Annotated in this window: 17 protein-coding genes; 13 read left to right on the forward strand and 4 right to left on the reverse strand. The window is 67.1% G+C overall.

Annotation, left to right across the window (positions count from 1 at the left end):
- Positions 1-141 precede the first annotated feature (141 nt).
- Positions 142-801 (reverse strand): aspartate/glutamate racemase family protein, encoded by a 660-nt coding sequence (locus QX073_RS21345; protein ID WP_315718169.1) that lies wholly within the window; start codon positions 799-801, stop codon positions 142-144.
- Positions 802-929: 128 nt separating this feature from the next.
- On the opposite strand from QX073_RS21345, the gene hydA reads away from it, so the two are divergent.
- The 3 genes from hydA to QX073_RS21360 all read left to right on the forward strand — a co-directional run bounded on the left by hydA (position 930) and on the right by QX073_RS21360 (position 4,332).
- Positions 930-2,399 carry a dihydropyrimidinase gene (hydA, locus tag QX073_RS21350; protein ID WP_316194358.1) on the forward strand — a complete coding sequence of 490 codons (1,470 nt, stop codon included), beginning with the start codon at positions 930-932 and terminating at the stop codon, positions 2,397-2,399.
- Positions 2,400-2,597: 198 nt separating this feature from the next.
- Complete coding sequence (locus tag QX073_RS21355; protein WP_316226316.1) at positions 2,598-3,569, forward strand: NAD(P)-dependent oxidoreductase; 972 nt, start codon at positions 2,598-2,600, stop codon at positions 3,567-3,569.
- Position 3,570: 1 nt separating this feature from the next.
- Positions 3,571-4,332 carry an SDR family oxidoreductase gene (locus QX073_RS21360; RefSeq protein ID WP_316226317.1) on the forward strand — a complete coding sequence of 254 codons (762 nt, stop codon included), beginning with the start codon at positions 3,571-3,573 and terminating at the stop codon, positions 4,330-4,332.
- Position 4,333: 1 nt separating this feature from the next.
- On the opposite strand, the gene QX073_RS21365 is transcribed toward QX073_RS21360, so the two are convergent.
- A complete protein-coding gene (locus QX073_RS21365; RefSeq protein WP_316226318.1) occupies positions 4,334-5,230 on the reverse strand; it encodes a LysR substrate-binding domain-containing protein in 897 nt (298 codons plus the stop codon).
- A 210-nt stretch (positions 5,231-5,440) separates the two neighbouring features.
- On the opposite strand from QX073_RS21365, the gene QX073_RS21370 reads away from it, so the two are divergent.
- The 6 genes from QX073_RS21370 to QX073_RS21395 all read left to right on the forward strand — a co-directional run bounded on the left by QX073_RS21370 (position 5,441) and on the right by QX073_RS21395 (position 13,761).
- Positions 5,441-6,856, forward strand: a complete 1,416-nt coding sequence (locus QX073_RS21370; protein WP_316226319.1) for an NAD(P)/FAD-dependent oxidoreductase — start codon at positions 5,441-5,443, stop codon at positions 6,854-6,856.
- 128 nt (positions 6,857-6,984) lie between these two features.
- Positions 6,985-8,604 (forward strand): ABC transporter substrate-binding protein, encoded by a 1,620-nt coding sequence (locus QX073_RS21375; protein WP_316226320.1) that lies wholly within the window; start codon positions 6,985-6,987, stop codon positions 8,602-8,604.
- An 18-nt stretch (positions 8,605-8,622) separates the two neighbouring features.
- Entirely contained in the window at positions 8,623-9,654 is a 1,032-nt protein-coding gene (locus tag QX073_RS21380) for an ABC transporter permease (protein WP_315718176.1), read from the forward strand.
- 2 nt (positions 9,655-9,656) lie between these two features.
- Positions 9,657-10,517, forward strand: coding sequence for an ABC transporter permease (locus tag QX073_RS21385; protein ID WP_316226321.1), 861 nt, complete (start codon positions 9,657-9,659; stop codon positions 10,515-10,517).
- Positions 10,518-10,563: 46 nt separating this feature from the next.
- The gene (locus QX073_RS21390) at positions 10,564-12,225 is read left to right on the forward strand and encodes an ABC transporter ATP-binding protein (RefSeq protein ID WP_316226322.1); all 1,662 of its coding nucleotides are present in this window, start codon (positions 10,564-10,566) and stop codon (positions 12,223-12,225) included.
- A gap of 120 nt (positions 12,226-12,345) precedes the next feature.
- Positions 12,346-13,761, forward strand: coding sequence for an FAD-binding oxidoreductase (locus QX073_RS21395; RefSeq protein ID WP_316192172.1), 1,416 nt, complete (start codon positions 12,346-12,348; stop codon positions 13,759-13,761).
- On the opposite strand, the gene QX073_RS21400 is transcribed toward QX073_RS21395, so the two are convergent.
- The gene (locus tag QX073_RS21400; RefSeq protein ID WP_316226323.1) at positions 13,700-15,286 is read right to left on the reverse strand and encodes a mannitol dehydrogenase family protein; all 1,587 of its coding nucleotides are present in this window, start codon (positions 15,284-15,286) and stop codon (positions 13,700-13,702) included. The genes QX073_RS21395 and QX073_RS21400 overlap by 62 nt on opposite strands.
- Positions 15,287-15,295: 9 nt before the next feature.
- Positions 15,296-16,306: a Zn-dependent oxidoreductase gene (locus tag QX073_RS21405; protein ID WP_316171563.1), complete on the reverse strand. Its 1,011-nt coding sequence runs from the start codon at positions 16,304-16,306 to the stop codon at positions 15,296-15,298.
- Between the two features lie 174 nt (positions 16,307-16,480).
- Here QX073_RS21405 and QX073_RS21410 point away from each other — a divergent pair, with 174 nt between their 5' ends.
- The 4 genes from QX073_RS21410 to uxuA all read left to right on the forward strand — a co-directional run bounded on the left by QX073_RS21410 (position 16,481) and on the right by uxuA (position 21,406).
- The gene (locus QX073_RS21410; RefSeq protein WP_316171564.1) at positions 16,481-17,497 is read left to right on the forward strand and encodes a TRAP transporter substrate-binding protein; all 1,017 of its coding nucleotides are present in this window, start codon (positions 16,481-16,483) and stop codon (positions 17,495-17,497) included.
- 72 nt (positions 17,498-17,569) lie between these two features.
- On the forward strand, positions 17,570-19,432 hold the full coding sequence (locus tag QX073_RS21415; protein ID WP_315750325.1) for a TRAP transporter large permease subunit: 1,863 nt from the start codon (positions 17,570-17,572) through the stop codon (positions 19,430-19,432).
- A gap of 18 nt (positions 19,433-19,450) precedes the next feature.
- The gene (locus QX073_RS21420; RefSeq protein WP_315718189.1) at positions 19,451-20,176 is read left to right on the forward strand and encodes a GntR family transcriptional regulator; all 726 of its coding nucleotides are present in this window, start codon (positions 19,451-19,453) and stop codon (positions 20,174-20,176) included.
- 33 nt (positions 20,177-20,209) lie between these two features.
- Positions 20,210-21,406 carry a mannonate dehydratase gene (uxuA, locus tag QX073_RS21425; protein ID WP_316171565.1) on the forward strand — a complete coding sequence of 399 codons (1,197 nt, stop codon included), beginning with the start codon at positions 20,210-20,212 and terminating at the stop codon, positions 21,404-21,406.
- The last annotated feature ends 77 nt before the right edge of the window (positions 21,407-21,483 follow it).

Raw genomic sequence — 21,483 nt, forward strand, 5'->3', positions numbered from 1 at the left:
TGCCATGATGCGCGACCGAAAACCTTATGCGATCACTCCATCAACATAACAGTTGCCGGCTCAAGGCCGGGACGACAGCGGAGTGTGAGATGGCCGGCCGGGCAGGTCCGTGCAGGGGCAAACGACGGATGTGCGAACCACTCACCCCGCAAACGCCACCGCGCCGAGCGCCATGGTCACTGCGGCCTGGGTCGGATCGATCACCGGAATTCCCAGCGCGTCCTCCAGGTTCTTGCGATGCCGTGCCATGCCGGCGCAGCCCATGACGATGGCACCGGCGCCGTCCTCCTCCTTCAACGCGCGGCCGACAGCAATCATCTTCGCCAAGGTGCCTTCACCTGACGCCGTTTCCGCCACGGTCATGTCCAGCGGGCGTTCCGCGGCCAACCGATCCATCAAGCCCATCTGGCGGAGATAGCGGATGTGGCGGCGGATCGAGCGCTGCGCGATGGCGAGCACGCCGAACGTATCGGCGCGGGTCAGCGCGGTGAGCACGCCGCATTCGGCGATGCCGAGCACCGGACGTGCCGTGGCCTCGCGGCAGACATGCAGGCCAGGGTCGCTGTAGCAGGCGATCACGAACGCGCTGGATGCGTTGTCGCCCTCGACGAAACGCCGCAGCGGCAGGGTGACGCTGTCGGCATCCTTCTGGCTCTCGATGCCGTATGGACCTTCCTTCAAGGTCTCGCAGACGATCTCCGGCCCGTCGGCGAACATCAGCGGCTGCAGCGCCGCCGCCAAGCCGTCGGTGACCACCTGGTTGGAGTTCGGATTGATCACGGTGATGCGCGGGCGGGACATGGGAGCTACCTGCTTCTTCAGTGTTGACGGCGCGTGACAGGCAACCACTATGCCACGGCTGACGCAATGGGGCCGATGCGGTCACCTCGCGTCCACGGCGTTCCATCTGGCAGAACTAGGAGATCGCGATGACCGAGCCGGCCTATGACCTGATCATCCGAGGCGGGCGCGTCGCCACCACCACCGATACGTTCGAGGCCGATGTCGCCATCACAGGCGAGACCATCGCGGCGATCGGCCGCGGGCTCGGAACGGCGAAGCGCGAGATCGACGCGCGCGGCAAATATGTGCTGCCCGGCGGGGTCGACAGCCATTGCCATATCGAGCAGCTCTCGGCGGCAGGGATCGTCAATGCCGACACGTTCGAGAGCGCCACCACGTCGGCCGCCTTCGGTGGCACCACGTCCGTGATCTCCTTCGCGGCCCAGCATGTCGGCATGCAGTTGCCGCAGGTGGTCGAGGACTATCACGCGCTGGCGCGCAAGGGGGCCGTGATCGACTACGCGTTCCACATGATCGTCGCCGATCCGACCAGGGAGACGCTGGAGCGCGACCTGCCGGCGCTGATCCGCCAGGGCCACGGCTCGATCAAGATCTTCATGACCTACGACCGGCTCAAGATCGACGACGAGCCGCTGCTCGACATTCTCGTCGCCGCGCGCGAGGGCGGCGCCATGCTGTGCGCGCACGCCGAGAACCATGGCATCATCTCCTGGATGGTGAAGCGGCTGCTGTCGCGCGGCTACACCGCGCCGAAATACCACGCCATCAGCCACGCGCGCTTCTCCGAGGCCGAGGCGTTCAACCGCCTGATCGGCATGGCCGCCCTCGTCGATCAGCCGATCATGATCTTCCACGTCTCGACCGCGGAAGGTGCGAAAGTGATCCGGGATGCGCGCGGGCAGGGGCTGAAGGTGTTCGCGGAGACCTGTCCGCAATACCTGTTCATGACGGCCGAGGATCTCGACAAGCCCGGCATCGAGGGCGCGAAGTGGATGTGCAGCCCGCCGCCGCGCCGCGCGCCCGACCAGGAGGCGCTGTGGCAGGCGCTGTCGCTCGGCGATTTGCAGACGATCTCCTCCGATCACGCGCCGTATCGCTTCGACGAGACCGGCAAGCTGCGCGCCGGCCCCACCCCCAACTTCAAGCAGATCGCCAACGGCCTGCCGGGCCTGGAGTTGCGGCTGCCGCTGCTGTTCGATGCGATGGTGTCGAAGGGCCGGCTCGGCCTCAACAAATTCGTCGAGCTCACGGCGACGGCGCCGGCCAAGATCTACAATCTGCATCCGAGGAAGGGCGCGATCGCGATCGGCGCCGATGCCGACATCGCGCTGTGGGATCCGGACAAGCACGTCACGATCAGCGGTGCCGCCATGCACGACCTTGCCGGCTACACGCCGTTTGCGGGGCGCAGCGTGCAAGGCTGGCCGGTGACCGTGCTGTCGCGCGGCCGCGTCATCATTGACAACGGCAGACTGTCGGCCGCGCCCGGCTCCGGCCAGTTCCTCGCCCGCAGCGGCGGCGAGGCTGCGAAGCCGACGGGGCGCCTGGTCGCGGATATGGACCCGGAGCAGAATTTTGGGGCGAAGCTGCTCTAGACGCGAAGAGCTGTTGGAGTAGCTGATCATGTTGACGCGGTCGCTCCGCTCTCCGCCGTCATGCCCGGGCTCGAGCCGGGCATCCACGTGCTTCCCGGGATGCCGCCGGACGTGGATGGCCGGGACGGCGCCAGGCCATGACGTGGGGCGAGAGCCGAATGCCCTTCGTCGGTCGCTGTCCAGGCGAGGACCTCCTTGATGCATGTCCTGATCTTCGGCGGCGCCGGCTTCGTCGGGCTCAACATCGCGCAAGGGCTGCTCGAGCGCGGCCATGCCGCGACGATCTTTGACGCGGCGGCTCTGCCGAACGCGGCGGAGCGCGCCTTTGCGCCGTATCGCGAGCGTCTGCACCTCGTGCAGGGCGACGTCACCGATGCGAGCGCTGTTGCGGCCGCGATCGCCGGCGGCTGCGATGCCGTTGTCATGGGCGCCGCGATCACCGCCGGTCCGGAGCGTGACGCATCCGACCCCGAGCGCATCCTCGCGGTCAATCTGCTGGCGCAGGTGCCGATCCTGCAGGCGGCGCGGCGCAGCGGCATCCGCCGCGTCATCAACCTGTCCTCGGCGGCGTCCTACGGCGCCAGCAGTCAGCGCTTTGCCGTGCTGGAGGAGAGCACGCCGTGCGAGCCGGTGTCGCTCTATGCGATCAGCAAGTTCGCCTCTGAGCGCGTCGCGGCGCGGCTGTCGGACCTTTGGCAAACCGACGTGATCAGCGTGCGCCTGTCGGCGGTGTTCGGCCCGTTCGAGCGCGGCGGCGGCGTGCGCGACACGCCATCGCCGCAGGCGCTGATCGCGGCCTGTTGCGCGCGCAATGCGCCGGCGCTGCTGAACGAGCCGGGCGACAAAGACTGGGTCTATGCGGTCGACGTCGCCGACGCCGTCTGCCGGTTGCTGGAAGCCGAGAGGCCGCAGCACACTCTCTACAACATCTCCTGCGCAGCCACGTTTACGGCCGAGGCCTGGGGCCGCGCCTTCGCGCAAGGCCGCCCCGGCTTCGTCTGCCGGCTTGCGGAGCAGGGCGAGGCGCCGACGGTGCCGGTGTTTGCGCCGAACCGCGGCCGGCTGTCGACGATGCGACTGGCCGAGGAGTTCGGCTGGCGCGCGCGCTTCGACTGCGCGGCATCGGCCGAGCATTTCGGCCGCTGGTTCGATCAGTACGGGAGAGACTGAGATGAGGCTCAAGGCGAAGGTCGCGGTCATCACCGGCGGCGGCTCCGGCATCGGCCGCGCCAGCGCCGTCATGTTCGCGCGCGAGGGCGCTTATGTTGCGCTCGTCGACCGCGACGCGGCAGGCGCGGAGGAAACCCTGTTGCTCCTGGCCAAGGCCGGCGGCCAGGGCCGCGTGTATGTCGGCGATGTCGGTGATGCGGATTTTGCAAACGCGACGGTCGAGAGCGTGGCAGCCGCGCGCGGCCGGCTGGATGTGCTGATGACCGCTGCCGGCTTCTCCTGCGGCGGCACCGTGGTCACGACCGATCCCATGGATTGGGACGCGGTGTTCCGCGCCAATGTCGGCGGCACCTGGCTGTGGGCCAAGGTCGCGGTGCCGATCATGCAGAAGCAGAAGGTCGGGTCGATCATCACCGTGGCATCGCAGCTTGCGGTCGCCGGCGGCAAGGGCAACAGCGCCTATATCGCCGCCAAGGGCGCGATCATCAGCCTGACCCGCACCATGGCGGTCGACTTCGCCACCGACGGCATCCGCGTCAATGCGCTGGCGCCGGGCGCGATCGACACGCCGCTGCTGCGCCGGAGCTTTGCGCGCCACGTCGATCCGGAGCCGGTGCGCGAGGCCTCGCGCCAGCGCCACGCGATGAAGCGCTTTGGCGCGGCCGACGAGGTCGCCGCCGCCGCGCTGTTCCTGGCCAGCGACGAGGCGTCGTTCACGACCGGCATCGTGCTGCCGGTGGATGGCGGCTGGCTCGCGGCGTAGCTCAACGCCTGGCCGTGCCGGACTTCCGATCGCGCCCGCGCAAAATGTCCGCAAGCGCGGCCGCGTTGCGAGACAGCGGCTCGAAGCGAGGCGTCAGGAGATACGCGCGCATCGGAATCTTCGGTGCGAGTGGCCGTGCCGCGAGGTCGGGCCAGGCGCGGCCGCGCAGCACGAATTGGTCGACCACGGCAAGGCCCGCGCCGGCGCGGGCCATGGCGCAGGCGTCGGGCGTGTAGCGCACGATCGTGGTCGGCTCCGGGCCGCCGGCCAGGGCCGACGTGACGATGTGACCATAAGGCGTCTGCGGGCCGAAGCCGACCAGCGGATAGGGCAGCATGTCCTTCGGCCTGATGCTGCGCAGCCTCGTCAGGGCATGGTCGGCCGGCATGATCACGTGCAGCGCGCCCTCCGCGATCGTCTCGACCGCGACTGTCGGCTCGTCGACCGGCAGCACAGTGATGCCGAGATCGGCGCGGGCTGTGCCGACGCGGCTGACGATCTCCAGCAGGGTCAACGATTCGAACTCGACGCGCAGATCTGGAAAGCGGCCGCGCAGCCGCGCCAGCGCCTCCGGCACCATGCTGTGGGCCGCGCTCGGGCTCGCCACCACGCGGATGGTGCCCGTGCCGCCGGCGCGCAGCTCGTCGGCGAGGTCGTTGATGCGCGCGACGCCGCGATGGACGTGCTCGACCTCGGCGAACAACCGCTTGGCCTCCGGCGTCGGCTGCACCCGGCCGCTGATGCGCTCGAACAGCTTGAGCTTGAGGCCATCCTCGGTATAGGCCAGCAGCCGGCTGATCGCGGGCTGCGACACCGAGAGCAGCCGCACAGCGCCGCTGATCGAGCCTGTCATCATAATCGCGCGGAACACCTCGATCTGGCGCAGATTGAGCGGCATGCGACCTCTTGTCCCGCTGTGGATGGCTGTCGACTCTAGCCGCCGCTGCCGCCCCATAACAAGCTGTTATGGGCGGCGGACAAATCGGTATGGTCGGTGCCGGACCTGCTTTGCTAAGCTTCGCGTGCCGGGTGACATGACTGATGGAGAGAGCGTGAGCGACAGCGAGCGTTTCGATCGCGATTGCGCGTGTCAATTCCGGTTCCCGGCATGAGCGATGGCCTCGCCGCGCTGACGGCCCTGGTCCGTGGCGATCTTGCCAGGATCGCCCATCCCAGCATGCCATGGCTGACGCCCGTCGTCGGTCCCGATGGCCGGCCTGCGCGCGATGTGCTGATCGTCGGCGGCGGCCAGTCGGGTCTTGCCACCGCCTTCGCGCTGCTGCGCTCGCGCGTCAGCAACATTCTCGTGCTCGACAAAGCCGAGGCAGGCCGCGAAGGACCGTGGCTCAGCTATGCGCGCATGCCGACCCTGCGCAGCCCGAAGGACTTCACCGGACCCGATCTCGACATCCCCTGTCTGACCTATCAGGCGTGGCACGAGGCGAAGTTTGGCGGCGAGAGCTGGCGCAATCTTGATCTGATTCCGCGCGAATATTGGGCAGATTATCTCGCCTGGTATCGCGAGGTGCTCGACCTTCCCGTGCGCAACGGCTGCGAAGTCGTCGATATCGCACCGGCCACTGACGGACTGCTGCAGGCGACAGTGCGCAGCAAGGATGGTGAGACGACGATCTATGCCCGCAAGATCGTGCTGGCGACCGGGCAGGAGGGGATGGGCGATTGGAGCATTCCGGAGCCGCTGCGCCATTTGCCCGCAACGCGCTGCGCCCATTCCGGCGCCGAGATCGATTTCGACAGCTTGCGCGGCCGCCGCGTCGCCGTGATCGGGGCCGGTGCCTCGGCGTTCGACAATGCGGCGGCTGCGCTCGAAGCCGGTGCGAACAGCGTCGATCTGCTATGCCGCCGCACGGAAATCCAACTGATCCAACCCTATCGCTGGCTGACGTTCCGTGGTTTCCTGCGGCATTTCTCCGAACTCGACGACGTCTGGCGCTGGCGTTTCATGCGTGCGGTCCTCGAGTTGCGCGAGGGCTTTCCGCAGCACACCTATGATCGCTGCGCCCGTCATGCTGCGTTCCACCTGCATGAGGGCGCGCCTGTGCTGATCGCGTGCGAAACGTCAGAGGGAGTCGTGCTGCGGACACCGCAAGGCGAAGTCACAGTCGATTTCGTGGTCAGCGCGACGGGCATCTCGATGGACTTCGCAAAGCGTCCGGAGCTGCAGCGCTTTGCCGCCAACATCGCGCGTTGGTGCGATCGCTACACGCCCGATGCCGGCGAGCGCAACGACCGGCTTGGCGCCTTTCCCTATCTCGCCGACGACTATGCGCTGTGCGAGCGTGTGGCTGGCCGGACGCCGTGGATCCGCGACGTCCATGTGTTTGCCATTGCCTCGACGATGAGCTTCGGCGCGTCGGGATCTTCCATCAATGCAATGACCACGGCGGTGCCGAAGCTCGTGCATGGGCTGACGCGCGGGCTGTTCAAGGCCGACATCGACAAGCATTGGGCCAACTTCCAGGCCTACGATGTGAAGCAGGCCGAGGTGCGCCGTGGCACGTGATTTGCTGCTGAACTCCCATCTGATGCGCTCCCATCTGATGCGCTTCCATCTGATGTGCTTGCGTCGCCGGTGACCGCTGGCAGGGTATTTCAGTCCCGGATTTTGAGACCAATGAGGGAACAAGGGCGATGAGTTTCGAGATGTCCAAACGTTCGTTGTTCGCTGTGACCGCCTTGCTCGCGGTGATGCTGGCTGCGCCATCGGCGCATGCGCAGAGCCGCGCCGAGACTCTGCGCTATGTCACCGGTGCCACCGTCAACACGCTCGATCCGAACATTCCGGGCTCGACGCGCGAGGCCTTCGCGCTGTCGATGTCGACCTACGACCGGCTGGTGTCGTTCGGTCGCAAGCAGCTCAATGGTAAGTGGGTGTTCGATCTCGACACGATCACCGGCGAGCTCGCTGAATCCTATCAGGTCAGCTCTGACGGTTTGAAGATCACCTTCAAGCTGCGCCCCGACGCCAAGTTCCAGGACGGCTCGCCGGTGACGGCCGAGGACGTCAAATGGTCGCTCGACCGCTGCGTCACCGCGCCAATCCTCGGCAAGGCGCAACTGCTGACGGGCTCGCTGACGTCGGCCGATCAGTTCAAGGTCATTGATCCCCTGACGTTCGAAGTGACCTTGCCGAAGCCGGACAAGCTGGCGCTGCCGAATCTCGCGACCGTCTATCCGATCATCATCAACTCCAAGCTCGCCAAGGCGCATGCGACGGCCGAAGACCCATGGGCGCTGAACTGGACCAAGGAGAACGCGGCCGGCAGCGGCGCCTACATCGTCGAGACCTTCAAGCCCGGCGAGCAGGTGATCGCCAAGCGCAACGAGGCCTGGAATCGCGGCACGCCGGACAAGCCGGCGGCGTTCAAGCGCCTGATCATCCAGTCGGTGCCTGAACCGGCGACGCGCGCCAACCTCGTGGAGCGCGGCGACGCCGACCTCGTCATCGACCTGCAGGCGAGCGACGTGCAGTCGCTCGAAGGCAAGGGCAAGCTGAAGGTGATCTCGACGCCGCAATACAACGCGGTGACCTTCATCTCGATGAACAACGCCATCCCGCCGTTCGACAACGTCAATGTGCGCCGCGCCATCGCTTACGCGCTGCCCTATGACGACATGTTCAAGGCGGCCTTGTTCGGCCGCGGCGCGCCGCTCTACGGCGCGACGTGGGCCGAAGGCAAGCCGCCGAGCGGCGGCTATCCGATCCCGCAGCCGATCAAGCTCGATCTGGAGAAGGCGAGGGCCTATCTGAAGGACGCCGGCATGGCGGACGGCTTCTCCACCACCTTCAGCTTCAATGTCGGCCAGGCGGCGACCGCCGAGCCGATGGCCGCGCTGGTCAAGGAATCGCTCGCCAAGATCGGCATCAAGGTGGACATCCAGAAGCTGCCGGATGCGCAGATGTCGACCGCGATCAACGAGAAGAAGCTGCCGTTCTTCACCGAAGGCATCGTCGCCTGGCTGCCCTCGACCGACTATTTCTATCGCAACTTCTACACGGGCAAGCAGCGCTGGAATTATTCCTCGACTGACAATGCCGAGCTGGAGAAGATCGCGCAGGAGGCGCGCTTTGAGGCCGACAAGGCGAAATATGAGGAGCAGGGCAAGGCGCTCAACGCCATCCATTTCGACCAGATGTTCCAGATCCCGATCTGGCAGGCGGCGCAGGACGCGGTGATGCAGCCGACGGTGGACGGCTACGTCTACCAGTTCACGCGGCAGGTCGATTATCGTAACCTGAGTCGCAAGTAACGGGGACGGCTGATAACCATGGGCACGATCGGCGCAACCTTGGCTCGGGCGGGACGACGCTTCGTCTCGTCGCTGCCGGCGCTGTTCGGGGTCCTGGTCTTCACCTTCCTGCTGATGCGCGTGCTGCCGGGGGATCCGGCCGTGTTCTTTGCCTCCGGCCCCAATGCCGGCCAGGAGGAGATCGAGGTCATCCGCCGGCAGCTCGGGCTCGACAAGCCGCTGCCGAACCAGCTCGCGATCTATCTCTACGACGTCGGCCGCGGCAATCTCGGCCGCTCGATGATGACCGGGCAGGCGGTCGCCAAGGATCTCAAGGAGCGGCTGCCGGCCTCGCTCGAATTGACCCTGACGGCGCTGCTGATCGCGCTGGTGTCGGCGGTGCCGCTCGGCGTGCTGGCTGCGCTGCGGCCGGGCTCGCTGGTCGATCACGGCGTGCGGCTGTTCTGCTCGCTCGGCGTCTGCGTTCCGACCTTCGTCTCCGGTCTGCTGCTGATCTACGTGTTCTATTATCTGCTCGGCCTGGCGCCGGACCCCACGGGCCGCATCGATATCTTCGCCACACTGCCGCCGTCGCGGACCGGCTTCCTGATCATCGACTTCCTGCTCGCCGGCGATGTCGAGGGCTGGTGGGCGGCGGCCCGGCAGCTGATGCTGCCGGCACTGACCATGGCGCTGTTCGTGATCGCGCCGCTGGCGCGCATCACCCGCGCCTCGATGCTGGTGTCGCTCGGCAGCGACTTCGTGCGCACGGCGCGCTCGGTCGGGCTGTCGTGGTGGCGCATCGTCGTGACCTATGCGCTGAGGAACGCGATCCTGCCGGTCATCACCATCGCCGGGATCGTGTTCTCGACCATGCTCGGCGCCAATGTGCTGGTGGAGAAGGTGTTCTCCTGGCCCGGCGTCGCCTCCTACGCGCTCGATGCGCTGCTGGTCTCCGACTACGCGCCGGTGCAGGGCTTCGTGCTGCTGATGGCGACGATCTTCGTGATCGTCAATCTGCTGGTCGATGTACTCTATGGCATCGCCGATCCCAGGGCGACGGTGGCGTGAGCATGAGCACGATCGAGGCCTCGTCGACCCTGCGCCACACTGCCTTCGTGCTGCGCGGCAATCCGGTCACCGCTGTCGCGGCTGGCGGTGCGCTGCTGCTGGCGCTGATCGCGATCTTTGCGCCGTGGCTCGCGCCCTATGATCCGGTCGTCTCCGACGTACCGCAGGCGCTGCAGCCGCCGAGCGCGGCGCACTGGTTCGGCACCGACCAGCTCGGTCGCGATGTGCTCAGCCGCCTGATCGTCGCGAGCCGGCTCGACCTCACGATCGCGGTGACGGCGGTTGCTGTGTCCTTCGCGCTCGGCTCGGTGATCGGTGCACTCTGCGGCTATGCCGGCGGCCGGCTCGACAAGGCGGTCGGCCGCTTCGTCGACGTGCTGATGGCGTTCCCGCTGTTCGTGCTGGCGATGGCGATGGTCGCCGCGCTCGGCAACCGCGTCGAGAACATCGTGATCGCGACCGCGATCATCAACCTGCCGTTCTACATCCGCTTCGCCCGCGCCGAGGTGAACATCCGCCGCAATCTCGGCTGGGTCGAGGCCGCGCGCGCCTGCGGCGAGAGCCATGTCGCTGTCGTGCTGCGCTTCCTGTTGCCGAACGTGCTGCCGGCGATGGCGGTGCAGATGTCGCTCAATCTCGGCTGGGCGATCCTCAATGCCGCGGGCCTCTCCTTCATCGGCCTCGGCGTCAAGCCGCCGACGCCGGAATGGGGCATCATGGTCGCCGAGGGCGCCCGCTTCATCTCCACGGGGCGCTGGTGGCTGGTGGCGTTTCCCGGACTTGCGCTGATGAGCGCGGTGCTGTGCTTCAATCTGCTCGGCGACGGCCTGCGCGATATCCTCGATCCCCGGATGCGCACATGACGGGCGAATTGAAGATGATCAGCGTGGCGCATCCGAGGATGAGAACGTGAGCGCACCGCAGCTCGAGGTCGAGAACCTCAAGGTCTCCTTCTCCACCCGTCGTGGTATCGTCGAGGCCGTGCGCGGCGTGTCTCTGTTGCTGGCACCGGGTGAGATGCTTGGCCTCGTCGGCGAGAGCGGCTCCGGCAAGTCGGTGACCGGCTTTGCCATCACCCATCTGCTCGACAAGGCCGGCCGCATCACCGGCGGCCGGATCCGCTTCAAGGGCCAGGACATCACCCGCGCCGGCGGCGCCGATCTGCGCAGCCTGCATGGTGCTGCGATGGCGATGATCTTCCAGAACCCGCGCGCGGCCCTCAATCCTATCCGTACCGTCGGCCAGCAGATTGCGGATGCGATCCTCGCGCATAGACGGCTGTCGCGGCAGGAGGCGCAGGCCGAGGCGCTGCAACTCTTGAAGGCCGTGCAGATCCGCGATCCCGAGCGGCGCATGAGCGCCTATCCGCATGAGCTCTCCGGCGGCATGTGCCAGCGGGTGATGATCGCGATCGCGATCTCCTGCAGCCCGCAGCTGCTGATCGCGGACGAGCCGACCACCGGCCTCGACGTCACCACGCAGAAGGTGGTGATGGACCTGCTCGCTCATATCGCCGCCGACCGCGGCATGGCGACGATCCTGATCACGCATGATCTCGGGCTGGCCGCGCGCTACTGCGCGCGCGTCGTGGTGATGGAGCAGGGCAGGCTGGTCGAGGAGGCCGAGCCGCTCACGCTGTTCCATCGGCCGCAGCACCCCTACACCAAACGGCTGGTCGCGGCGTCGCCGACGGCGACCTCGCGCATTGAGGATCTGGTGCCGGACGGCGAGCGCATTCCGTTGGTCGCGGTGACGGAGCTGCCGCCTCCGCCGCACGGCGCGCCGCTGCTGCTCGACGTCAGGACTGTCAGCAAGCGTTTCGACGACGGCACCGTGGGCGTCGCGGACTTCTCGATGACCATGCGCGGCGGCGAGAGCGTCGGCCTGGTCGGCGAGAGTGGTTCCGGCAAGAGCACGACGTCGCGCATGATCTGCCGGCTGATCGATGCCAGCGCCGGCGAGATCCTGTTCGACGGCCAGTCGATCGGCCAGATCCCGGCGCGCGACTTCCACCGTTCCGAGCTGCGCAAGGACATCCAGATCGTCTTCCAGGATCCGAACGACAGCCTCAATCCGCGCTACACGGCGTTCGACTGCATCGCCCATCCGCTGCTGCGACTGATGAACATGCGCTCAGGCGACAGACTGCGCCGGCGGGTCGAGGAATGCGCCGAGCGTGTCGGCCTGCCGCGCGAGCTGCTGTCGCGCTTTCCGCATCAGCTCTCTGGCGGGCAGAAGGCGCGCGTCGGCATTGCCCGCGCCATTGCCTGCAAGCCGCGGCTGCTGGTGCTGGACGAGCCGACCGCGGCGCTCGACGTCTCTGTTCAGGCCGTGGTGCTGCAGCTCCTGAACAGGCTTCGGCGCGAGGATAACCTCGCCTTTCTGTTCGTCAGCCACGATCTCAATGTCGTGCGCATGATGTGCGACCGCACCATCGTGCTGCGCACAGGCCTCATCATCGAGCAGGGCGAGAGCCGGGCGCTGTTCGCCAATCCGCAGACCGACTACACGCGCGAGCTGGTCGATGCCGTTCCGCATATCGACCCGCCGATGGCGCTGGCACCGGCCTGATCCTCACCCATAACAATCGATTATGGATGGCGGACAACTTGGTATTGGGGCCGCGATCGGCGGAGCTGTTAGTTTGTGCGCATCGCCATCTCAGGTCATCAAAGGGTTGGATCGCGCGTCATGACGGTGCTGATCGAAAGGCTGCAGAGCGCCGTCGGCGCAGCGCATGTTCTCGTCGCAGCCGAAGATCAGGCGCCGTATCTGCGCGACTGGCTGGGCAAGTATCGTGGCGCTGCCATCGCCGTCGTGCGTCCTGCGTCGACGGCAGAGGTCGCCGCGGTCATGGCGGCCTGCGCCGAGGCCCGCGTCGCCGTGGTGCCGCAGGGCGGCCACACGAGCCTGTCCGGCGGCGCGACACCCGATGCGAGCGGCGGAGCGATCGTGCTGTCGCTGGCGCGGATGAACCGCGTCCGCGCGCTCGATCCCATCGGCCAGACCATGGTGGTCGATGCCGGCGTCGTGCTGGCGAAGGTGCAGGAGGCCGCCGGCGCGGCCGGCCTGCTGTTTCCACTCAGCCTCGGGTCCGAGGGGAGCTGCACCGTCGGCGGCAATCTCGCGGCCAACGCCGGCGGCGTCGCCGTGTTAAGGTATGGCGTGATGCGCGAGCTGACTCTCGGGCTCGAAGTGGTGCTGCCGGATGGCCGCATCTGGGACGGCCTGCGCGCCTTGCGCAAGGACAACACCGGCTATGCGCTGCGCGATCTCTTCATCGGCTCGGAAGGCACGATCGGCATCATCACCGGTGCCGTGCTCAAGCTGTTCCCGCAGCCGACGGCGCGCGCGACGGCGTTCGTCGCAGTCCCCGATGCGGCTGCCGCGCTGAAGCTTCTTCAGTTGTCGCGCGCTCATTGCGGCGATCGTCTCACTGCATTCGAATTCCTGACCTCGGCGACGCTCGACATGATCCTGCGCCAGATCCCGGATGCGCGGCTGCCGTTCACGGCGCTGCCCGACGCAGCGGTGCTGATCGAGCTCAGCGACATCAGCGACGAGCCTGCGCTGACGGCGCGTCTCGAAACCGCGCTGGCTCAGGCGATGGCGGAAGGACTTGCCTCCGACGCCGTCGTGGCCCAGGACGGCATCCAGGCCAAGGCGTTCTGGCGCGTACGCGAGAGCGTGTCCGAGGCGCTGGTGCGGGAAGGCAAGGCGCTGAAGCACGACGTCGCGGTGCCCGTGGCCGAGATCGCCGATTTCGTCGGTGTCATGGATGCGGCGGTCGACGCCGCGCTGCCCGGCATCCGTCCCATGGTGTTCGGCCATCTCGGCGACGGCAATCTGCACTACAATCTGATGCGGCCGCTCGACATCAGCGAGGACGAGTTTGACGGGCACGGTCCGCGGATCACTCGCCTCGTCCATGACGAGATCACCCGTCGCCGCGGCTCGATCAGCGCCGAGCATGGCATCGGCCAGCTCCGCACCGCGGAGATGCCGCTGTGCAAGCCAGCGCTCGAGCTCGAGCTGATGCGTCAGCTCAAGCGCGCGCTCGATCCGCATGGTCTGATGAACCCGGGCAAGCTGCTGCCGAATGTGTAGTCGGTGCTGACGTCGCGTTCGCCCAATCAGGACCGGTGTGACGTCCGCCTGGGTTCTGCAGGGTCTGCGCGACAGTCGCACGGGTTCCGTTCAGGAAGAGGCTGTCGAGTGCTGCCTCAACGGCGCCCGTGAAGCGAGGATTGTTCGGCAGCTCGGTGCCGAACACCGATGTGACCGACAACAATGCAGGCGCAAGCCGGCCCGCAACCGGGCCGGCGTCATCCGCCAGGGCCCGCAGTCTGTCCGCCAGCGGGTCGCGCAGCGCGATCGGCTGGCGGTGTTCGTCGGTGCCGCTGACGTAGCGCATCCACCCGGCGACGGCGAGCGCGAGGCGGGTGATCGGCTGGCCGCGGGCGAGCCGGTCGCTGATGGTGCCGAGCAGGCGCTGCGGCAGCTTCTGCGAGCCGTCCATCGCGATCTGCGCTGTCAGATGCTTCAGCGCCGGATTGCGGAAGCGTTGCAGCAGTGCGGCGCGATAGGCTGTCACGTCGAAGCCGCCGAGCGCGGGCAGAGTCGGCGTGACCTCGTCGCACATCATGTCCTCGACGAGGCCGGCGAGGTCGGGCTCGGCCATGGCCGCGGCCACCGTCTCGCAACCCATGAGATAGCCGAGATAGGCGATCGTCGAGTGCGCGCCGTTGAGCAGCCGCAGCTTCATCAGCTCGAACGGCGCGACGTCGCGGACGAACTGCGCGCCGCTGATGTCCCACGCCGGGCGATCGCCGCCGAAATCATCCTCGATGACCCATTGGCTGAACGGCTCGGTGACGACGGGCCATGCATCGTCGAGGCCGAGCGCGGTGCTGACATCAGCGCGGTCGGCGTCGGTGGTGGCCGGCACGATGCGATCGACCATGGTCGAGGGGAAGCGGACCTCGTCGGCGATCCAGCGGGCGAGGTCGCGGTCAACCAGCTCGGCGAAGGCGATGACGAGGCCGCGCAGGGTATGGCCATTGGCCGGAAGATTGTCGCAGGCCTGCACCGTGTAGGGCGGCAGGCCCTGCTGCCGCCGCAGCCGCAGGCCGCCGACGATGAATCCGAGCGTGCTGCGAGGATGCGTCAGGTGACCGCTGTCGTGACGGATGTCGGGATCATCGGCGCGCAGCGTGCCGGTCGCCGGATCGTGGTTGTAGCCCTTCTCAGTCACCGTGGTGGAAACGATGCGCACGGTGGGATCGGCGAGGCGTGCGAGCAGGCCGGCCGGATCCTCCGGCGCGACCGCAAGGCCGGTGAGCGCGCCGATGACGCGCCGCTGCTGGCCGGCGCCGTCGCTCGCGGTCACGCTGTAGAGCCCGCCTTGCGGCGCGAGCGCGTCGCGCGTGTCGGGCGAGCGCAGGGAGACGCCGAGGATGCCCCAGCGCGGATCGTCCTTGAGCAGCGCATCCGTGTAGACCGCCTGGTGGCCGCGATGGAAGGCGCCGAGGCCGAGATGGACGATGCCGGTCGCGACCGCCGTGCGATCGTAGTCCGGCTTGAGGATGCCGGCAGGCAGGCGGTGGAGCGTGGCGGGGCTGAGGCGGTCCATATCGGGACCTTAAAAGATCAGCTGCACTTTGCAGCATTCGGTCTGGTTATGCTCGAATGTGTCGAACGCAGTGGCGTAGGCGTCGAGCCCGTAGCGATGGGTGATCAGGCGCTCCGGCTGCAAGATGCCGCGCGCGAACCAGTCGATCACCTTGGCGAACTTGCCGCTGTTGAGCCTGCTAGCGTGGATGGCGAGCTCCTTGGCCGTGACCTTCTGCTGCACGATGGTCGAGGGCTCCGCCGAAAAGCCGAGCAGGCCGATGCGTGCGGCGGGCGAGGCGATCTCGATCGCTTCGGCGAGAATGGCGGGATGGCACGCGGCATCGATGATCAGTGTTGGCCTCACGCCGGCATCCGCGAGCGCTGCGGGCAGGGCGGTGTTTGCCGTGTTGATGACGCGGTCGGCGCCGTTGCGCTGGGCGGCTTCGAGCCGCGAATCGATGCGGTCGGTGACGATCAGCTGCTTCACGCCGTAGACGTGCTTGAGCACCTGGATCACGGTCAGCCCGATCGGCCCGGCGCCATAGACCAGCGCGACGTCGGAAGCGAACACGCGCGTATGATCGGTGATGTTGGCGGCGATCGAGAACGGCTCGACCAGCGGCGCCTTGTCGTCGTCGACGCTGCCCGGCAGCAGATGCGCGTTTGCGGCCGGTACGCAGGCATATTCCGAAAAGCCGCCGTCGCGGTGGACGCCGAGCACGGCGAGTTCAGCGCAGACATTGGGGCGGCCGACCGAGCAGGGATAGCAATGGCCGCAGGCGACGACGGGGTCGACCACCGCGCGGGCGCCAAGCTTGGCGTCGACGCCGTCGCCGAGCTTGTCGATGCGGCCAAAGAATTCGTGGCCGATCACGCGCGGATAGCGCGCGAACGGGTTGCTGCCGTGCAGGATATGGATGTCGGAGCCGCAGATGCCGGCCCGCTCGACCTTGATGCGGAGCTCGCCCGCGGCGGGCTCAGGGACAGGGCGCGTTTCGATCGACAGGCGGCCGGGCCGCTCCACCACGAGGCTCTTCACGCGTCCCTCCATCCCCTTCAGTGCTCATCTCGATCGCGAGCCGGCGTTGTATAGCAACCTCACAACTTGGATACAAGTTATCTATTGAAACCTATTTTGGTATCCCTTATAGGCTTCGGTTACAGGAATGACATACAAAAGGCCCCACAGCGGGCCGGCAGGGGAGGTTTGCCAATGTCTTCAGCCACATCCATGTCCCGTCGAAGCTTCGTCGGCACCGCGCTCGCGGGGGCCTCAGCCCTGGCGTTTGGACCGGCCCACGCCCAATCCGCGAAGTATCGCCTGCGTTACGGCACGGCGTTTCCCGCCACCCATCCCGGCGTCGTCCGCATCATCGAGGCGTCCGAGCTCATCAAGAAGCAGACCAATGGCCTAGTCGACCTGCAGGTCTATCCGAACAGCCAGCTCGGCAGCGAGCCCGACATGTTCTCGCAGGTGCGCAGCGGCGCGCTCGACTTCATGTCGACGTCAGGTGTGAACCAGACGGTGGTGCCGATCGGCGGGATCAATGCGGTGGCGTTCGCGTTCGAGAGTTACGACCAGGTGTGGTCGGCGATGGACGGCGATCTCGGCAACCATGTGCGCGGCGAGTTCGCCAAGGTCGGCCTGCACGTGCTCCCGAAATGCCTCGACAATGGCTATCGCAACATCACCTCCGGCGCCAAGCCGATCGCCTCGCCCGACGATCTCAAGGGCTTCAAGATCCGCGTGCCCGGCAATCCGTTGTGGGTGACGCTGTTCAAGACGCTCGGCGCGGCTCCGACGCCGATCAATTTCGGCGAGCTCTATGCGGCCCTGCAGACCCGCATCGTCGACGGCCAGGAGAATCCGCTGGCGCTGATCCAGAGCGCCAAGCTCTACGAGGTGCAGAAGTACATCGCGCTATCAGGCCATATCTGGGACGGCCACTACATCTTCGCCAATGCAGCGCGCTGGAATGTCATGCCTGCCGACGTCCGTGACGCCATCACCGCGGCGCTGTCGGAGGCCGCCGTCAAGGAGCGCCAGGACATCCAGAGCTTCAACGAGAAGGCGCAGGCGGACATGCAGTCCGCCGGCGTGACCTTCAACAAGGTCGACACCAAGCCGTTCCGCGACGCGCTGCGCACCGCCGGCTTCTACACCGAGTGGAAGACCAAGTTCGGCGCCGAGGCGTGGGGCCTGCTGGAGAAATCGGTCGGCCAGCTCTGAGCGAGCTGCCGTTGCATCCCTGATGCATGTCCGCATGCGCGGACATCAGCAGGATCTTGCGGGGAGGGTGGAATGGCCGTTGACATGACCGCGACGACCTCGGTGCCGTCGCATGGTGCCTTTGCGCGTTTCGATCATCTGCTAGGCCGCGCCGTCGAGGCGCTGGCCGCCGCGATCGTGGTCGCCGAATTGGTCCTGCTCGGTGCGGCCACGGCCGCGCGCTACGTGTTCAATGCTCCGCTGATCTGGTCCGACGAACTCGCCACCGTGCTGTTCGTGTGGCTGGCGATGCTCGGCGCCGTCGTCGCATTGCGACGCGCCGAGCACATGCGGCTCACCGCCTTCGTCCGCAATCTGTCGCCGGCGTGGCGGGCGCGCACCGACGCGCTCGGCCTGATGCTGGTCTGCACCGTGCTGGTCGCGCTGGTGATGCCGTCCTGGCACCACCTCGAAAGCCACCTGATCAGCCAGATGCCCGTGCTCGAGATCAGCGAAGGCTATCGCGAGGCCGCGATGCTGGTCGGCGTGCTGCTGATGCTGCTCACCGCGGTCGACCGGCTGATCCAGCAGGCGAGCCTCATGCAGATCGTCGGCGCTCTGGCCCTGGTGCTCGCCGGTGCAGGGGCGCTCTATGCGGCCGCACCTGTGCTGGAGGATCTCGGCAACTACAATCTGTTCATCTTCTTCTTTGTGCTCGTCGCCAGCGCCATGGTGATCGGCACGCCGATCGCCTTCACCTTCCTGCTCGCCACCGTGGCCTATCTGCATTTCAGCACGACCGTGCCGGTCCTGATCGTTCCTGGCCGGGTCAGCGAGGGCATGTCGCACATGGTGCTGCTGGCGGTGCCGATGTTCGTGCTGCTGGGTGCGCTGATCGAGATCGCCGGGCTGGCGCGGGCGATGATCCTGTTCCTGGTTTCGCTCATCGGCCATCTGCGCGGCGGCCTGCAATATGTGCTGCTCGGCGCGATGTACCTGGTCTCCGGCATCTCCGGCGCCAAGGCGGCCGACATGGCCGCGGTTGCGCCGGCGCTGTTTCCCGAGATGAAGCAGCGCGGCAGCTCGGAAGGTGACCTGGTGTCGCTACTGTCGGCCTCGGCCGTTATGTCGGAAACGATCCCGCCCTCGATCGTGCTGATCACGGTCGGATCGGTGACGGGCGTGTCGATCGCGGCGCTGTTCACCGGCGGGCTGCTGCCGGCGGTGGTCGGCCTGATCGCACTCTCCGTCGTCGTCTTCCTGCAGACGCGCAAGGAGGACATGAGCGGCGCGCAGCGTTTCGATGCCAAGACGCGGCTGCGGCTGTTTGCGATCTCTATTCCCGGTCTCGGTCTGCCGATCGTGATCCGCTCGGCTGTCGTCGAGGGCGTCGCCACCGCGACCGAGGTCGCGACGATCGGCGTCATCTACACCGTGCTGGTCGGCATCTTCGTCTATCGCCAGTTCGACTGGAAGCGGGTGTATCCCATCCTGGTCGATACGGCCTCGCTGTCCGGCGCTATCCTGCTGGTGGTGGGGGCTGCGACCGGCATGGCCTGGGCGCTGACCCAGTCCGGCTTCTCGCAGCAGCTCGTCGACCTCATGGTGGCCGCGCCCGGCGGCCGCTGGGGCTTCCTGCTGATTTCGGCGCTCGCCTTCGTCGTGCTCGGCAGCGTGCTCGAGGGCGTGCCGGCGGTGGTGCTGTTCGGGCCGCTGCTGTTCCCGATCGCGCGCATGATGGGCGTGCACGAGGTGCACTACGCCATCATCGCGGTGTTCGCGATGGGTCTCGGCCTGTTCACGCCGCCTTTCGGCGTCGGCTTCTATCTCGCTTGCGCCATCGGCCGCGCCTCGCCGGACGAGGTCATCCGCCACGTCTGGCCGCATCTCGCCGCACTCGTCGTTGCGCTGCTCTTGATCGTGTTCCTGCCATGGATCTCGATCGGCTTCCTGTGAATCGGGTAGACTGCCGTCATGGATGACGATCTGACACCGCTGACACGACTGGACGGCAAGGCCGGCCGGCGGCTCGCCGACCAGGTCTACGAGCGGCTGCTCGAGGACATCGTCTCCGGCGCGCTGCCGCCGGGCACGCCGATGGCCGAACTCGATCTGTGCGAGCGGCTCGGCGTCAGCCGCACGCCGGTGCGCGAGGCGCTGATCAAGCTCGCCGATGTAGACCTCGTGCGCATCTATCCGCAAAGCGGCAGCGTGGTGGCGCCGGTGTCGCGCGAGGCGTTCGGCGAGGCGCAGTTCATCCGCGAGCATCTCGAATGTGCGCTGGTTGCCGAGGCCGTCCGCTACATCGATGCGACGGCGCTGCGCGAGCTGACCGAGCTGATCGACAAGCAGAAGGCGGCGGCGACGCCGGCGGAGTTCTACGTCCATGACGAGGCGTTCCATCAGACGATTGCCCGCACCAGCCGGCATCCCCATGTCTGGCAGGTGATCCGTCAGACCAAGATCCATTTCGACCGCGTCCGCCATCTGACCTTGATCGAGGATGCCGGCCATATTCCGCTCCTGATCGCGCAGCATCAGGAGATCCTGGACGGGCTGGCCGCCTGCAACGAGGCCCAGGCGGTCGCGGCGATGCGCCGGCATCTGCGCGAGGTGTTTCGCCGCGCTGACGGCATTTTTGCCCGGCAGGAGGAGATGTCGCAGGCCGAACCGCGCACGCGGGCACGGCGGCGGCGCTGATCGCGCGCTTGATTCATTCTGGAAGGTGACGACATGGAACAGACGTGGCGCTGGTTCGGACCCGATGATCCCATCACCTTGCCGCAGGTTCGCCAGACCGGCGCGACCGGCATCGTGACGGCGCTGCATCACATTCCCTACGGCGTGGTGTGGAGCACCGATGAGATCATCAGGCGCATCGGCTTGATCGAAGGCGATTCATCGCTGCGGCTGCGCTGGAGCGTGGTCGAGAGCCTGCCGGTCTCCGAGGCCATCAAGCTGGGCGAGGGCGATCTGACGTCCTTGTTCGACAACTACCGCCAGTCGCTGCGCAACCTCGCCGCCTGCGGCGTCACCACCGTCTGCTACAATTTCATGGCGGTGCTGGACTGGACCCGCACCGAGCTCGCCTTCCGCCTGCCGGGCGGCGCCACCGCGCTCCGCTTCGACATGGATCGCCTGGCGGCGTTCGACTGCTACATCCTGCAGCGGCCCGGCGCCGAGGCGGAATTCTCCTCCGACGTGCTCGACCGCGCCAGGGCCTGGGTGGCGCAGGCCTCCGAAGCCGACAAGGACCGGCTGCTCGCGACCATCATGGCCGGGTTGCCCGGCGCCTATGACCGCTATGACGTGCCCGGCCTGCGCCGCATGCTGGAGAAATATCGCGGCATCGGCCATGCCGAGCTGCGCGCCAACTACGCGCGCTTCCTGCGCGAGGTGGTGCCGGTGGCGGAGGAGTACGGTGTCAGCCTGTGCGTCCATCCCGACGATCCGCCGCGCGACCTGTTCGGCCTGCCGCGCGTGGTGTCGTCAGCCGAGGATCTGCAGTTCATCGTCGATGCCGTCCCGTCGAAGGCCAATGGCATCACGTTCTGCACCGGCGCGCTCGGCGCCGGCGGCCACAACAACGTGCCGCGGCTTGCCGAGCGGTTCGCCCCGCACATCCGCTTCGTCCATCTGCGCAACGTCACCAAGATGCTCGACGGCTCGTTCATGGAGGCCGAGCATCTGCGCGGCGATGTCGACATGGTTGCGATCGTGACGACGCTGCTCAAGGAGCAGGCGCGCCGCAAGGCCGAGGGCGATCCGGACTGGCGGATACCGTTCCGCCCCGATCACGGTCATGAGCTGGTCGACGACATCGGCCGCCGCACGCATCCCGGCTATCCGCTGGTCGGCCGGCTCAAGGGCCTCGCCGAGATCCGCGGGGTGATGACCGCTGTCGCGGCCATTAACCGTCTCCCGGTTTGATCGGCAGGGCCGGATAACGCGCTTGTCAGCGCGCTGTCCGTCAACGAGGATGCCAGCCGGAACGTCGTCCACGAGTT

This window comes from Bradyrhizobium sp. SZCCHNS3052 (assembly GCF_032484495.1).
Lineage (GTDB): Bacteria > Pseudomonadota > Alphaproteobacteria > Rhizobiales > Xanthobacteraceae > Bradyrhizobium.

Coding starts and splice junctions, on each gene's coding strand:
- uxuA (WP_316171565.1), top strand. CDS start 20,210: ATGGAACAGACGTGGCGCTGGTTCGGACCCGATGATCCCATCACCTTG.
- QX073_RS21370 (WP_316226319.1), top strand. CDS start 5,441: ATGAGCGATGGCCTCGCCGCGCTGACGGCCCTGGTCCGTGGCGATCTT.
- QX073_RS21420 (WP_315718189.1), top strand. CDS start 19,451: ATGGATGACGATCTGACACCGCTGACACGACTGGACGGCAAGGCCGGC.
- hydA (WP_316194358.1), top strand. CDS start 930: ATGACCGAGCCGGCCTATGACCTGATCATCCGAGGCGGGCGCGTCGCC.
- QX073_RS21375 (WP_316226320.1), top strand. CDS start 6,985: ATGAGTTTCGAGATGTCCAAACGTTCGTTGTTCGCTGTGACCGCCTTG.
- QX073_RS21415 (WP_315750325.1), top strand. CDS start 17,570: ATGGCCGTTGACATGACCGCGACGACCTCGGTGCCGTCGCATGGTGCC.
- QX073_RS21395 (WP_316192172.1), top strand. CDS start 12,346: ATGACGGTGCTGATCGAAAGGCTGCAGAGCGCCGTCGGCGCAGCGCAT.
- QX073_RS21365 (WP_316226318.1), bottom strand. CDS start 5,230: ATGCCGCTCAATCTGCGCCAGATCGAGGTGTTCCGCGCGATTATGATG.
- QX073_RS21380 (WP_315718176.1), top strand. CDS start 8,623: ATGGGCACGATCGGCGCAACCTTGGCTCGGGCGGGACGACGCTTCGTC.
- QX073_RS21400 (WP_316226323.1), bottom strand. CDS start 15,286: ATGGACCGCCTCAGCCCCGCCACGCTCCACCGCCTGCCTGCCGGCATC.
- QX073_RS21385 (WP_316226321.1), top strand. CDS start 9,657: ATGAGCACGATCGAGGCCTCGTCGACCCTGCGCCACACTGCCTTCGTG.
- QX073_RS21410 (WP_316171564.1), top strand. CDS start 16,481: ATGTCTTCAGCCACATCCATGTCCCGTCGAAGCTTCGTCGGCACCGCG.
- QX073_RS21355 (WP_316226316.1), top strand. CDS start 2,598: ATGCATGTCCTGATCTTCGGCGGCGCCGGCTTCGTCGGGCTCAACATC.
- QX073_RS21360 (WP_316226317.1), top strand. CDS start 3,571: ATGAGGCTCAAGGCGAAGGTCGCGGTCATCACCGGCGGCGGCTCCGGC.
- QX073_RS21345 (WP_315718169.1), bottom strand. CDS start 801: ATGTCCCGCCCGCGCATCACCGTGATCAATCCGAACTCCAACCAGGTG.